This is a genomic window from Opitutus sp. sgz309028 (assembly GCF_059821195.1).
Window position 1 is genome coordinate 270,668 of record NZ_JCAMRR010000001.1, and the last position, 13,274, is coordinate 283,941.

Here is a 13,274-nt window from a genome sequence, read left to right on the forward strand (position 1 = left end):
GGCACCACCTTCTTCGCCCCGTCATTCCTTCACCCGCACGCCCGCCTTCTTCAACAACTCGTCGACCTCGACCTTCATCGGCTTCCTTGCCCCGCGTCGCGCGGCCTCCAATCGCGTGCCCGAATGCGCCGCCACATCCGTCGCATTCATCCCGCACGGCGTGATGTGCGGCGGCGGAGTCACGTCGACCGTCTTCTTCTTTTCGTCAAGCAAACGCGTCGCCATCTGGCCCAGGCCGATCCGCTGGAGCGAACGCCGCAGGACCGACTTCATCTCCGGCTTGTACCAAAAGAAGAAACTGCGCTGCTCCTGTTTTTCCTCCGGCGTGCGCGCGACGCACACGTTTTCCTGGTTATACGGATGCACGCCGGTCGCGTAGATCTCCGTCGCAACCGTCATCGGCGTCGGCGTGAAATCCTGCACCTGCTCCAGCCGGAACCCGAGGTCCTTCGTCTTGAGGGCGAGCTCGGCCATGTCTTCCGGACGCGAGCCGGGATGCGAGCTGATGAAATACGGCACGACCGGCATCTCGGGCTTGCCCGCCTTCTTCGCCGCGCGATCGAACTTCTCCTTGAACTTGTAGAACAGGTTGAAGGTCGGTTTGCGCATCACGCGCAGCACGTGGTCGCTCGTGTGCTCGGGCGCGACCTTGATGCGGCCGGGCACGTGATGCGCCGCGAGTTCCTCGATATACTTCTCGTGGCTCGCCTTCACCTCCGGCCGCTGGTCCTTGTCGTGCAGGAAAAGATCGTAGCGGATCCCGCTCGCCACATAAGCGTGCTTCACGCCCGGCGTCTCGCGCACGGCCTGGTAGATCTCCAGCAACGCCGTATGATCTGTATCCAGGTTTCGACATACATCCGGCCAGATGCAGCTCGGGCGGATGCACTCGTCGCAGATCCACTGCTGCTTGCCCTTCATCTTGTACATGTTGGCCGACGGTCCGCCGAGGTCGCTGATCGTGCCGCGGAAGTCCGGCATCTGCTTCACCGCCTCCACCTCGCGCAGGATCGACGCCTTGCTGCGACTCGCGACAAACTTCCCCTGGTGCGCCGAGATCGTGCAGAAGCTGCAACCGCCGAAGCACCCGCGATGCATGTTGATCGAGTGCTTGATCATCTCATACGCGGGGATCGGCCCGCGCTTCCGGTATTTCGGATGCGGCAGCCGCGTGTAGGGCAGATCGAAACTCTCGTCGATCTGCGCCTCGGTCATCGTCGGATACGGCGGATTGACGACGAGCATCCGCTCGCCGACCGCCTGCAGCAGCCGCCGCGCCTTCACGCGATTCGACTCGGTCTCGATGTCCTTGAAGTTCTTCGCGTAGAGCGCGCGGTCCGTCAGGCACTCGGCGTGCGAGTGCAGCGTGAAGTCGTCCCAGTTGGAGTTCTTCGGGAGCGGCGCGCCGGTGGTCAGCATCACCGCCGTCTGCGGAATCGTTTTTAGAGACGAAAACGGCACGCCGCGCTTCAACAGCCGCAGGATCTCGCGCAGCGGCAACTCGCCCATGCCGTAAACCAGCAGGTCGGCGCCGCTTTCCTCGAGGATGCCCGGTTTCAGCGTGTCGGACCAATAGTCGTAATGCGTCACGCGGCGCAGGCTCGCCTCGATGCCACCGAGCAGCACGGGCACATCCGGATAAAGCTGTTTGAGGATCCGCGAGTAAACCACGCTGGCGTAATCCGGGCGGAACCCATGTTCGCCGCCCGGCGTATAAGCATCTTCACTACGCAGTTTCTTCGCCGCCGTGTAGCGGTTGACCATCGAGTCCATGCAGCCCGCCGTGACGCCGAAAAACAGCCGTGGCACGCCGAGTTTCTTGAAATCGCGCAGGTCGTCGCGCCAGTTCGGTTGCGGCAGGATCGCAACGCGGAAGCCCGCGTGCTCCATGATGCGGCCGACGACCGCCGTGCCGAAGGACGGATGATCGACGTAGGCGTCGCCGGAAACGAGGATGACGTCCACGTAATCCCAGCCGCGCGCCTCGATCTCGTCGCGCGTAGTCGGCAGCCAGCGGGCGGGATCCCAGACGGGCTCGTGAGAATAGATTTTCGAAGTAACGGAATCGGGCACGGTGCGAGCGCCACAGTCGACGTCGCTCCGCCGCATCGCAAGCGCGGTTTGCGCGCCCGGGATGCGAGCGGTTTTTCGCTCAAGATCGTCTCGCGAATGCCGACGAAGCAGCCATAGCCTGCGCCATTACCCCGCTCCGTCACGCCCTCTCCGCGCTTCGCCGGCCGCTTCGTCTCGCCCGGACGGTTTTGTTCGCCTCGGTCCTAGCCGCGGCGGCCCCGGTTTCGATCGCGCAGACCATGGCGTCCACGCCGGCCGACCGGGTGGAAACCGGCACCCCGTCGTTTGTTGTGCTGGGACCGGAAGCGATGGGGCTGAGCACGCAGCCGGCCGATCTGCAAGTGCTGCCGGATGGGCGCATTCTTGCCACTTCCCTGCGTGAAATCGCCTTGGGCGACGGCCTGCGCTGGGAGGTGTTTCGCGGCGCCGACGGCGAGGAGTCGATCGCGCCGCAAGTCGCCGTCGACGAGCAGGGAAACATTTACACCGGCGTTCGCGGGGGGATCGCGCGGGTCGAACTCGGGTCCGACGCGCGCTGGCGACTCGCGCGTGCTGCCGATTTGCCCGCCGATTCCGGCCTGCAAAAGATCACCCTCGCGTGGGTCACGCGACTTGAAAACCAGTGGTATTGGTATGGCGGCAGCGGCTCGGTGGTGGCGTGGCGGCCGGGCGAGACCGCGCGCGTGGTGGCGAATGCCGACGCTGCGATCGAGCGGGTGTTTTCGCTCGGGCCCGACGTGTTTTTCAGTGATCGCTCGATCGGCTCGCTGTTTCGACTTAGGCGAAATGCCAACGGCCTGGAGCGGGTGTCGCGGCGCGACGTGATGGCCAGCCAAGGCATCACGTGCGCGGCGCCGCTGAACGCGAATACTTTGCTCGTCGGCACCGGCGCCGATGGCCTCCGCACGTTCGACGGCACGACGACGCAACCCTTCGGACACTCGCGTCTCCTCGGTCCCGGCTTTCGCCTCACCGACCTTTGCGTGGTGGGCGATGGCGTTTTCGCCGCAGCCGTGGACACCGTGGGCATCGTGTTTTTCGACCGCTCCGGCAAAATCGTCCAAGTGCTGGACCGTTCGCTGGATCACCGGCTCTCGCGCGTGAAGCGGCTCGTGCATTCGCGCGACGGCGTGCTCTGGGCGTTGTTGAACGAAGGCGTGGCTCGCGTGCAGTTTCCGTCGCCGATTTCGCATTTCGAGCCGCTGATCCCCAGCGGGCTCGTCTACGCGAAACCCTTGCGACACGAGGGCTCCCTTTGGCTGCTGGCGGACGGACGCGCGCTGCGCGCGGCTTACGATGCGGACGGAAGAATCGAACGTTTCGAAGAGGATTCCCCGCCGGGACGTTTCCTTTTCACGCTCGCCGAGGTGCAGGGACACCTGCTCGCGGGCAACGAAAACGGCATCTATATGCGGACGGCGTCGGGCTGGACTTCCATCGTCACCGGTGTGGTCAACGCCCGGATGGTCGGCCGGCCGACGGAGGCCGGGATTCCGTTCGCCGCGCGAGGCGAAGTCGGCTGGCTGCAGCGGACGCCGGAAGGATTTCGCGCCGAGCGCCGCCCGTTCCCCGAACTGCCGGACAACTACGGCTCGGCGCAAGACGCCGCCGGTGTGGTCTGGCTGGAGCTCGGCACGAACAGGGTGGCGCGTTTCGATCCGAATCCGGCCCAGCCTACCGTTGAAATCTTCGGGGCGCAGGACGGTCTCGCCGATGGCTGGGTCGAGGTTTACGCACTCGCTGGCGAAGCGCGGTTTCATCTCGCCAACCACTTTCTTCTCTTCGATCCGGCCAGCCGGCGGTTTGTGGAAGATCGCGAACTGCTCGCGCGTTTTCCGGCGGACGCGCGGCCGGAAGGGCGCGTGGCGCGGGCGCCCGACGGGCGGCTGTGGTATACGGCGAACGGCCAGGTGCACATTCTGGAACGCCGCGCCAATGGAGCCGCGCCGCGAATCACCACCCTCGCGGTCGGTTTTTCGCCGCTGGAATATACGATCGATGACGCCGGCGTCGTCTGGATCTTCAACAAACAACGACTCTCGCGAATCGATCCGCGCGTCGAAGTTCCGGCCGCGCCGCCGCTGCAGGCGCGTCTGACCAGCGTCGAGTTCTCCTCGAGCGGCCGATGGGTCTTTTCGCCGGCGGGGGCGCTGCCGCCGGTCGACTACGGCGACAACTCCCTCATGTTTCATTTCGCCGCGCCCGCGAACCCGTTTGCCGCTGCCGTTGGCTTCGAGGTCCTGCTCGAGGGCGCCGGCAGCCAGTGGGTTTCCACCGGCACGATCGGCTCCGCCTCGTTCAACCGGCTGAAGGAAGGCGACTACGTGTTTCGCGTGCGGCCGGTCGCCGGCGGCACGCTGCGCGGAGACGAGGCGAGACTCGCCTTCACGATTCGCCCGCCCTGGTTCCGGACGCGGCTGGCCTGGGTCGCCTATGTCCTTACGGCCGTGGGGCTGGTCAGCTTTGCCGGCTGGCTCTCGTCCTACCTGCAACGCCGCGAAAACGACCGGCTCGAGCAACTCGTCGGCGAACGCACGCAGGCACTCCGCGCCAGCGAGGAACGTTACCGGACGCTCAACACCGAACTGGAACAGCGCGTCGAAGCGCGCACGGCCGAACTGTCGCATTCGAATCGCGAATTGCAGCAGCGGGAATCGCTCTTCCGTCTGATCTTCGAACAGGCTCCTGTCGGCATCTCCTGGCGGCGATCGGATTTGGGCACGGCGTATCATTTCAACGCCGCCTTCCGCCGCATTCTCGGGCTTTCCGACGACACCACGATCGACTACGCCCTGCTCACCAACCTCGTGCATCCCGCCGATGCCGAGCGCCAGGCCTCCCTCAACCGGTTGATCGAGTCCGGCGAGGCCGACAGCTACAACCTCGAGGAACGTTTCGTGCTCGCCGACGGCCGCACCGTCTGGGGCTCGTTTTCGGTCGCGGTGATCCGCGACGACGCCGGCCGGGCGGTGCAGGAGATCGGTATCCTGGAAGACATTACACCGCGCAAGCAGGCCGAGGAGCAGCTCGCCGCGACCTACAAGCGACTCGTGGCCACGTCGCGCGTCGCGGGCATGGCGGAGGTGGCCACCGGCGTGCTGCACAACGTCGGCAACGTGCTCAACAGCCTCAACGTCTCCGCCAACGTGATCGCGGACACCGTCCGCCATTCGAAGACCGACCTGCTGCAGAAACTCTCGGCGCTGCTCCACGAGCACGCCGCCAATCTCCCCCACTTTTTGACCGCCGACCCGAAGGGACGACGCGTGCCCGAGATGGTCGCGATGCTGGCGGAAAATGCCGCCGGCGAGCGCGCCTGGCTGATCGAAGAAATTGCGGCGATGCAGCGCAGCATCGACCACATCAAGGAAATCGTCGTCACGCAGCAGGACCACGCGACGATGGCGGGCGTCGTCGAAACCCTCGACGCCTCGTCGCTGTGTGAGGACGCGCTTCGCATCAACGACACCTTCCTGCCCGGTCGTGGCGTGAACATCGTCCGCGACTACCGGCCGGTGCCGCCGATCACCGTCGAAAAAGGCAAGGTGCTGCAGATTCTGGTGAACCTGGTGCGGAACGCGAAGGAAGCTTGCGAGGAGGCCGGCGATTCGCCCGGGGGGCGGACGATCACGGTCCGCGTCGAGCCGGGCGCCCCCGGCTGCGTGCGCTTTGTCGTCGAAGACAACGGCGTCGGCATCGCCCCGGCGAACCTCTCCCGCATCTTCACGCATGGCTTCACGACGCGGCCGCACGGCCATGGCTTCGGGCTGCACGCGAGCATTCTCGCCGCACTGGAGATGCATGGAACGTTGCGCGTCGAGAGCGCCGGGACCGGTCAGGGCGCCGCCTTCTTCCTCGAACTGCCGATCGCGCCGCCCGACCCGCTCGACGGCTCGGGTCCGCGGGCCGCGTTTCCTTCGCCGGTCCAGCCCCGCACCACGCCGCTGCCACGCTAGCGCAAGGCGCCGGCCTCCGGCTTCGAATCCGGATAGCGAATACCGCGAGACGTTGGCGTCAGGCCGCCGCGTCCCACAGCTGCCGCAGCCGGTCGCGACTGTAGGCGAGGAAGTGACGGTCGCGCGAAAACACTTCCAGCGTGATCGTCCCGTCGTAGCCGCTGGCACGAAGTTCGCGGACATGGCGGCCGACTTCGATGTCGCCCATGCCGATCGCAAGGTGAAGGTCAGAGTGCCCGCCGCGGTTGTCGTGCACGTGCACGTGCGCGAGGCGGGGCGCGAAGCGCTCGATCAGCTCGGTCGCAGTGTTCCGCGGCACGGAAAGATTGCTGTGACCGATGTCGAGGTGCAGCCCGAGATGAGGGACCGCGTCGAAAATCGGCGCGAGTTGCACCACGTTGTTGAAGCGCCCGGGCACGTTTTCGAGCATCACGCCGACGCCGAGCGGCTGGGCGAAATCGGCGAGCTCCTGGAGCGACGCGATGTTGCGCCGGACCACACTCGGTTCGTCGACGAACGGCGCGTGTCCGTCAGGATGCACGTTCATCCACTTCGCGCCGAGTTTCGCGAAGAACTCCGCCGCGCGCTTCAACTCGTCGACCGCGGCACGCCGCACGCTTTCGAACGACGACGCGATCGGCAGGTAGAAGGCCGTGTGACCGACCACGCCGAGGTCAAAATCGCGCAGCATCGCCGCGACCTCGGCGGGCCGCAGCTGCCACGTGGCGGCGGCCGGCGGTTCGAGCGTGAGATCGACAAAGTCGAGCTCCAGTTCCGACATCCAGGCCAGCTCGCGTTGCAGCGGCTCGCCAGGGTGGTTCATCGCGCCAATCGTCATAAAGGGTCTGCCGTTCGCCCCGGCCGGCGTGCACTTATCGCTCGAGCGGTCGGTCGTCGGGTTGATGCAGCGCGAACCACGGCCGGCTGTCGAACAGCCGGACGCGACGCTCCTCCGTCGCCGCCAGGTCGTCGGCCTCGATGCGGGGCAGCGCAAATTGTTTCCGCAGCCACGCCGGCAACGCGTGCGCCCGGCCCGGGCACATCCAGTTGAAAATCGCGAGGGCGGCGTGCAGCAGCGGCAGGTCGCGTCCCATGCGTTCGAAAAGCCAGGGCCACGAGATCTGCTCGACGGTGGCGGCGAGGATGTTGAGCACATCGACCCAGTCGCAACGCTCGCGCTGCATGACATAAAGCTTCACGCGCACGATCTCCTCCGCCGGCGCCGCGTGGAACGTCCGTCCGCGCAGATTCAGCGCCCGTGCGTGCGCGAACCAGCCATCGTCGATGCCGACGCGGTGATTCGGCAGCGCCCAGATCACGTCGAAGAGCACGCCGTCCTTGAAACCGCGGAAGATCCAGCTGCGGTCGTAGGCCTGCTGCTCGAAGTAATCGTCGAATCCGGTTCGTTTCAGGGCTTCGATCGCGCGATCGCGGTCGGCCTCGAACACGATCACGTCGACGTCCTTGGTGTTGCGCCAGTGGCCGGTGTAGGTGGCGAGCGCGAGGGCTCCGCCCAACAGGAAACGCACGCCCGCCTGTTCGAGCGCGTCCGTGCCGCCAAGTAACACCCGCCATTGATCCTCGGGGATCAGGGAGCTCCAGCTCGTTTCGTTCACAGGATCGGTGGTCGGCGGCGACGGGGCCGCGGCCAAAAAGGCTTGATCGATTTCCGGCATGGCAAGTGGGGATGGGCCCGCCCCGCAGACCGAGCATCGGCGCGGGCGTTCCCCGCCAGGCCGGGACCACTTTCCCCTTCCCAAGTGTGCTAAGTTGCGACTGAACTAACCGCCTCATGTCTTCCTCCGTCGAAAACGTCGTCATCGTCGGCACGGGCTGCGCAGGCCTGACCGCGGCGATCTACACCGGACGCGCCAACCTGAATCCGCTCGTGCTCGAAGGCTCGCTGCCCGGCGGCCAGCTCACGACGACGAGCGAGGTGGAGAATTTCCCGGGGTTCCCCGAGGGAGTCGACGGCTATCAACTGATGCAGAATCTCCGCGAGCAGGCGGCAAAGTTCGGCACGCGTTTCGAGCAGGCGCTCGTCACCGCCGTCGACTTCACCTCGCACCCGCGGAAGCTGATCTGCGGCGATCGCACGATTCTCGCGAAGAGCGTGATCATCGCGACCGGCGCCTCGCCGCGCATGACGGGCATCCCGGGCGAAAAGGAACTTTACGGCGGCAAGGGCGTGACGACCTGCGCGACGTGCGACGGTGCGTTTTATCGCAAGATGGACGTCGCCGTCATCGGCGGTGGCGACAGCGCGGCGGAGGAGGCGCTGTTTCTGACGCGTTTCGCCAGCAAGGTTTACCTCGTGCATCGTCGCGACGCGCTCCGCGCCTCGAAGATCATGGCGGATCGCGCGACCTCGCACGAAAAAATCCGGATGGTGTGGAACAGCATCCCGCTCGCGGTCGAAGGTGTCGAACAGGGCGCGGTCAGCGGCCTGCGCATCCAGAATGTGAAGACCAACGAGGAGAGCGTGCTGCCGATCAAGGGACTCTTCGTGGCGATCGGCCACGTGCCCAACACCGGCCCGTTCGCCGCGGCGCTCGACGTCGACGACGGCGGCTATTTCAAACCGTCCGACGGCTCGCAGGTGAAAACGAAGGTGCCGGGCGTGTATGTCGCGGGCGATTGTGCCGACCATGTCTACCGCCAGGCGATCACCGCCGCGGGCATGGGCTGCCAGGCCGCGATCGAAGCGGAGCGCTGGCTCGCCGAGCACGGCGCCTGAGCGTCGGCGCGCGCGCGAACTTGCGGCGTTGCACGCCGCCGCGACCTGCGTCACCATGGAGGCGATCCCGTCTCCCATGCGCGTCGTCGTCTTCAGCACCAAGCCCTACGATCGGCAATTTCTGGTCGCGGCCAACCGCGGCCGTCACGAGCTCGTGTTTCAAGAACCGCGGTTACTCGCGGAAACCACGCCGCTCGCCGCCGGTGCCGGCGCCGTGTGCCTGTTCGTTCACGATCACGCCGACGCCGCCGTGATGGCGCGGCTCGCGGAACTTGGGGTGCGCGGGATCGCCTTGCGCTGCGCCGGTTACAACAATGTCGATCTCGCCGCCGCGCAGCGTCAGCACGTGCTGGTCAATCGTGTGCCCGCGTATTCGCCGCATGGAGTCGCCGAGCACGCCGTGGGTTTGCTGCTGACGCTCAACCGCCGGATCCACCGCGCGCACAATCGCGTGCGCGAGGGGAATTTCTCGCTCGAGGGGCTGCTCGGCTTCGAACTGCACGGCAAAACGATCGGCGTGATCGGCACGGGCAAGATCGGCACGTGTTTTACCCGCATCATGGCCGGCTTCGGCTGCCGCCTGCTGGCCTATGACGTCGTGGAAAATCCCGAGGTCTGCGCGCTCGGCGCCACTTACGTGCCGCTGCCGGAGCTGCTCGCGGAAAGTCATGTCATCAGCCTGCACTGCCCGCTCACGCCGCAAACGCATCATCTCATCAACGAGTCCACCCTCGCGGAGATGCGCGAGGGCGTGGTGTTGATCAACACCGGCCGCGGTCCGCTGATCGACACGGCCGCCGTCGTCGACGCGCTCAAATCAGGCCGCGTCGGCGCGCTCGCGCTGGACGTTTACGAGGAGGAGGAAGGCGTGTTCTTCGAGGACCTTTCCGGACAGATCCTCGCCGACGATCAACTCGCGCGACTGATCGGATTTCCCAATGTCCTCGTGACCAGCCACCAGGCGTTTTTCACGCGCGAGGCCATGAACGCGATTGCCGAGACGACCTTGAACAACCTGGACGCGATCGCCCGCGGCGAAGCGGGCCCGAATGCGTTGACGCCGTCTGCCGGATGAACGCGATGCCGGAAGCGATCGCGGCGCTGCACCGGGAGCTGGGCATCCCTTCCGACTACGCGCGCCGGCGCGGACTCGGGTTCTGCGCCGAGGCCCGCGATCTCGTCGACGTCGTCGCCGCCAACGGCCACGCCGGGTCGACGCCGACGATCCGGCTCACCCGCGACGCCGCCGACGGCTGGCGTTCGCTGCACACGGCGGCACGCCGCGACGGCATCGAATTGCTGCTGCTGTCGGGCTTTCGCTCGATCGAGCGCCAGACGGAAATCATCCGCCGCAAGCTCGCCCGCGGCCAGTCGATCGAATCGATCCTCGAGGTCAACGCGGCCCCCGGCTACAGCGAGCATCACAGCGGCCGGGCCGTCGATCTCGCCACGCCGGAGCATCCGGGGTTGGAAGAAAGCTTCGCGCAGACGGACGCGTTCACGTGGTTGAGCGCCCGCGCGGCGGAATTCGGTTTCACGCTGAGCTATCCGCACCACAACCGTCACGGCATCCGTTTCGAGCCGTGGCACTGGTGCTGGCAGCCGCCGTTGCTCGAGGTCGCGCGTCGGACGCACTGACCGACCTTCGCAAACCTCTCCTATCACGTGATCGTCGGGGCGCTTGTTTAGAATAGTTCTAATTCTCACTTGAAACTTAGAACCATTCCAGTTTGTTGCCACCTTCCCATGATTTCCCACGACACGATTTCTCCCGATTCGTTGGCCCGTCGGCTGGCCGACAGCGGGCTGCGCGCCACCCCCCAGCGCGAGGTCGTTTTCGGCGTTCTGTTGAAAAAGCGCGACCACCCGACGGCTGACGAAGTGTATGCGCGGGTGCGCAACGAGATGCCGACGATTTCCCTGGCGACCGTCTACAACTGTCTCGAAACACTCGTGCAGTGCCATCTGGTGCGCGCGGTCAATTTCGAACGCGGCCCGACGCGTTACTGCCCGAACCTTCATCCGCACGCCCATTTTCACGACGAGGAGACGGGCGAGACCTACGACGTCGACCTTCCGCCCGAGCTCCTGGCCCGCGTGAAGAAAGTTCTCCCTTCCGATTACGAAGCCTCGTCCGTGGAGATCATTTTCCGCGGCAAAACGAATTCCCACGCCCGCTAACCCACGCTCTCCCTCCAGTCTCATCCCTCAACTCTCAACTTCCCGCAATGAGCCAACTCGAAATCAAAGACCTCCACATCGCCATCGGCGACAAACCGATCGTCAAGGGCCTCAACCTCACGATCCGCCAGGGCGAAGTGCACGCCATCATGGGCCCCAACGGCACCGGCAAGTCCACGCTCGCGAAAGCGATCGCCGGACACCCGGACTACGTCATCACCGGGGGCGAGGTCCTGCTCGACGGCAAATCCATCCTGGAACTCGAGCCCGATGAACGCGCCCGCGCCGGGATCTTTCTGGCTTTTCAGTATCCGAGCGAGATCCCCGGCGTCAGCATCGCCAACTTTCTCCGCGCCGCCGTGCAGGCCCGCATGGGCGAGGGCGAGGAACTCGACGCCACCGCCTACTACAAGCGGCTCTATTCGAAGATGGACCTCCTCAAGATCGACCGGAAGTTCACGTCCCGCGCCGTCAACGAAGGGTTTTCCGGCGGCGAAAAGAAGCGTTGCGAGATCCTTCAGCTGGCGATGCTCGAACCCGCGTTCGCCCTCATGGACGAAACCGATTCCGGCCTCGATATCGATGCGCTGCGCATCGTGGCCGAGGGCGTCAACGCGCTCCGCGGCGAGAAACTCGGCGTTCTCCTCATCACCCACTATCAGCGCCTGCTGAACTACATCGTGCCCGACTTCGTGCACGTCATGTATGATGGCCGCATCGTAAAGAGCGGCGACAAAAACCTTGCCCTCGAGCTCGAGGCCAAGGGCTACGACTGGGTCAAAAAAGAACTCGTCACCGCCTGACCGCGGCCCCGCCGCGCGATTTCAGATCTCAAATCTAAAATTTCAGATTGCCCATGAAACCACCCACCGAACTCGACACCACGTCCGTCGCTCCCGACGAGGTCGTGATCGAGAATCCCGTCGCTGGCATTGACCAGTCGCGCGGCGATTTCAAATACGACGTCGATTACGAATTCGACGCCGGCACCGGCCTCACCGAGCAGACTGTCCGCTACATCAGCTCCGTCAAAAAGGAGGCGCCGTGGCTGCTCGAATTTCGCCTCAACGCCCTCAAGAAGTTCCAGTCGATGCCGCTGCCCACCCACTGGGCGACGAAGGACCTCGAGAACATCGATTTCGACAAGATCCGCTACTACCTGGCGCAGGGCCAGAAGCCGAAGCGGACCTGGGACGAAGTGCCCGACGACATCAAGAAGACCTTCGAGCGCCTCGGCATTCCCGAGCAGGAGCGCAAGTTCCTCGCCGGCGTGGAAGCCCAGTTCGACTCCGAAGCCGCGTATTCCAACATCAAGGAAACGGTCGCGAAGCAGGGCGTCATCTTCGTCAACTCGACCGAGGCGCTGCGCGAACACCCGGAGCTCTTCCGCAAGTTCTTCGGCAAGGTCATCCCGACCGGCGACAACAAGTTCGCCGCGCTCAACAGCGCCGTGTTCTCCGGCGGCTCCTTCATCTACGTGCCGCCCGGCGTGAAGGTCTCGCACCCGCTGCAGGCCTACTTCCGCATCAACGCGGAAAACTTCGGCCAATTCGAGCGCACCCTCATCATTGCCGACGAAGGCTCCGAGGTCGTTTACATGGAAGGCTGCACCGCGCCGAAGTTCTCCACCTCGACGCTCCATAGCGCCGTCGTGGAACTCGTCGCGCTCAAGGGCGCCAAGATTCAATACATCACCGTCCAGAACTGGGCCCCCAACGTCTTCAATCTCGTCACCAAGCGCGGCGTCGCGCACGAGAACGCCGAGATCAAGTGGATCGACTGCAACATTGGCAGCCGCCTCACGATGAAGTATCCCGGCGTGGTCCTCAAGGGCCGCAAGGCTCGCGGTGAGGTGATCTCGATCGCGCTCGCCAACGACGGCCAGCACCAGGACACCGGCGCGAAGATGATCCACGCCGCCGACGAAACGACCTCCAACGTCGTCTCGAAATCCATTTCCGTCGGCCAGGGTCGCGCCACGTATCGCGGACAGGTTCACATCCCGAAGCACTTGAAGGGTTGCAAAAACAACACCGAGTGCGACGCGCTGCTGATCAACACGAACAGCCGCACCGATACCTACCCCGCGATCACAGTCCGCGGCGACCAAAACGCCACGCAGCACGAAGCCTCCGTCTCGAAGGTTTCGGAAGACATGATCTTCTACATGCAGCAGCGCGGCCTCACCGAGGGCCAGGCCATGAGTCTGGCCGTCAACGGCTTCATCAACGACCTCGCGCGCCAGTTCCCGATGGAATACAGCGTCGAGCTCAAGCGCCTCATCGACCTCGAAATGGAAGGCTCGGTCGGCTGATCAATTGAAGCGC

General features: G+C 65.0%; 10 protein-coding genes. 7 read left to right on the forward strand and 3 right to left on the reverse strand.

Features of this window, described 5'->3' with window-relative positions; all coding sequences use genetic code 11:
* Positions 1-21: 21 nt before the first annotated feature.
* Positions 22-2,073 (reverse strand): YgiQ family radical SAM protein, encoded by a 2,052-nt coding sequence (locus tag AC6RV7_RS01090; protein ID WP_500092044.1) that lies wholly within the window; start codon positions 2,071-2,073, stop codon positions 22-24.
* 239 nt (positions 2,074-2,312) lie between these two features.
* Between AC6RV7_RS01090 and AC6RV7_RS01095 the strand changes: the two genes are divergently transcribed.
* Positions 2,313-6,029, forward strand: a complete 3,717-nt coding sequence (locus AC6RV7_RS01095; protein ID WP_500092045.1) for a PAS domain S-box protein — start codon at positions 2,313-2,315, stop codon at positions 6,027-6,029.
* A 58-nt stretch (positions 6,030-6,087) separates the two neighbouring features.
* On the opposite strand, the gene AC6RV7_RS01100 is transcribed toward AC6RV7_RS01095, so the two are convergent.
* On the reverse strand, positions 6,088-6,852 hold the full coding sequence (locus tag AC6RV7_RS01100; RefSeq protein WP_500092046.1) for a sugar phosphate isomerase/epimerase family protein: 765 nt from the start codon (positions 6,850-6,852) through the stop codon (positions 6,088-6,090).
* 49 nt (positions 6,853-6,901) lie between these two features.
* Positions 6,902-7,705, reverse strand: coding sequence for a nucleotidyltransferase family protein (locus tag AC6RV7_RS01105; protein ID WP_500092047.1), 804 nt, complete (start codon positions 7,703-7,705; stop codon positions 6,902-6,904).
* 116 nt (positions 7,706-7,821) lie between these two features.
* Between AC6RV7_RS01105 and trxB the strand changes: the two genes are divergently transcribed.
* From trxB to sufB, 6 genes are all read left to right on the forward strand, one after another.
* Positions 7,822-8,766 carry a thioredoxin-disulfide reductase gene (gene trxB, locus AC6RV7_RS01110; protein WP_500092048.1) on the forward strand — a complete coding sequence of 315 codons (945 nt, stop codon included), beginning with the start codon at positions 7,822-7,824 and terminating at the stop codon, positions 8,764-8,766.
* 76 nt (positions 8,767-8,842) lie between these two features.
* Positions 8,843-9,841: a 2-hydroxyacid dehydrogenase gene (locus tag AC6RV7_RS01115; protein WP_500092049.1), complete on the forward strand. Its 999-nt coding sequence runs from the start codon at positions 8,843-8,845 to the stop codon at positions 9,839-9,841.
* Entirely contained in the window at positions 9,838-10,404 is a 567-nt protein-coding gene (locus AC6RV7_RS01120; RefSeq protein WP_500092050.1) for a M15 family metallopeptidase, read from the forward strand. Before AC6RV7_RS01115 ends, AC6RV7_RS01120 begins: the two co-directional genes overlap by 4 nt.
* Before the next feature lie 108 nt (positions 10,405-10,512).
* On the forward strand, positions 10,513-10,947 hold the full coding sequence (locus AC6RV7_RS01125; protein ID WP_500092051.1) for a Fur family transcriptional regulator: 435 nt from the start codon (positions 10,513-10,515) through the stop codon (positions 10,945-10,947).
* A 47-nt stretch (positions 10,948-10,994) separates the two neighbouring features.
* A complete protein-coding gene (gene sufC, locus AC6RV7_RS01130; RefSeq protein WP_500092052.1) occupies positions 10,995-11,750 on the forward strand; it encodes a Fe-S cluster assembly ATPase SufC in 756 nt (251 codons plus the stop codon).
* Positions 11,751-11,803: 53 nt separating this feature from the next.
* On the forward strand, positions 11,804-13,261 hold the full coding sequence (gene sufB, locus AC6RV7_RS01135; RefSeq protein WP_500092053.1) for a Fe-S cluster assembly protein SufB: 1,458 nt from the start codon (positions 11,804-11,806) through the stop codon (positions 13,259-13,261).
* Positions 13,262-13,274 lie beyond the last annotated feature (13 nt).

Bases quoted from the DNA above. Each gene is read 5' to 3' on its own strand.
- AC6RV7_RS01095 (WP_500092045.1), top strand. From the start codon at position 2,313: ATGGCGTCCACGCCGGCCGACCGGGTGGAAACCGGCACCCCGTCGTTT.
- AC6RV7_RS01100 (WP_500092046.1), bottom strand. From the start codon at position 6,852: ATGAACCACCCTGGCGAGCCGCTGCAACGCGAGCTGGCCTGGATGTCG.
- AC6RV7_RS01105 (WP_500092047.1), bottom strand. From the start codon at position 7,705: ATGCCGGAAATCGATCAAGCCTTTTTGGCCGCGGCCCCGTCGCCGCCG.
- trxB (WP_500092048.1), top strand. From the start codon at position 7,822: ATGTCTTCCTCCGTCGAAAACGTCGTCATCGTCGGCACGGGCTGCGCA.
- AC6RV7_RS01115 (WP_500092049.1), top strand. From the start codon at position 8,843: ATGCGCGTCGTCGTCTTCAGCACCAAGCCCTACGATCGGCAATTTCTG.
- AC6RV7_RS01120 (WP_500092050.1), top strand. From the start codon at position 9,838: ATGAACGCGATGCCGGAAGCGATCGCGGCGCTGCACCGGGAGCTGGGC.
- AC6RV7_RS01125 (WP_500092051.1), top strand. From the start codon at position 10,513: ATGATTTCCCACGACACGATTTCTCCCGATTCGTTGGCCCGTCGGCTG.
- sufC (WP_500092052.1), top strand. From the start codon at position 10,995: ATGAGCCAACTCGAAATCAAAGACCTCCACATCGCCATCGGCGACAAA.
- sufB (WP_500092053.1), top strand. From the start codon at position 11,804: ATGAAACCACCCACCGAACTCGACACCACGTCCGTCGCTCCCGACGAG.